Origin of the sequence: Acinetobacter sp. WCHAc060033 (assembly GCF_004209125.1) — a bacterium.
Classification (GTDB): domain Bacteria; phylum Pseudomonadota; class Gammaproteobacteria; order Pseudomonadales; family Moraxellaceae; genus Acinetobacter; species Acinetobacter wuhouensis.
Map to the genome: position 1 here is coordinate 1 of NZ_SGSW01000187.1, position 483 is coordinate 483.

At 38.1% G+C, this 483-nt stretch carries 1 protein-coding gene; it reads right to left on the minus strand.

What is annotated here, in order from left to right:
- Positions 1-483: hypothetical protein (locus EXE10_RS21655; RefSeq protein ID WP_165383068.1), on the minus strand; the 483-nt coding region annotated here is incomplete at both ends.

Sequence of the window (483 nt, forward strand, 5' to 3'; positions counted from 1 at the left end):
ATCAGTATAAGTTCCTTGTGGTAGTACAAATGAATTACCTTCTCCACCAATCCAAGTATCACCACCATCGATTGTATATTCCCAATAATCAAGATCTGGATCTAGATTCGACAATATGACTTTTCCATTTTTTGTCACTCCATCATCATTAGTGCCACCCAAACGAGCTGTATCTTCTTCAAATTCAAGGAAAGGAGTAAGTATACTATTGTCAAATACAATCTTTGTAGCATTCATACCTGTTGCAGTATTTCCAGCCACATCTGTCTGTCTGACTTGAATTTTACCAGCATCATATGTGGTATCTGATGCCGCTTTAAAGCTATTACTACTCGTACCAGTAGTCCAGCTAGTACCTCCATCTAAACTATATTCCCACATCGCACCTTCTTCGATGTTTGACACAAGCAAAGTTGTATTCATAGTGATGTTATCAGTACTAGACTTACCAGTTTCTTGAACGATGATCACTGGAGTTGCAAT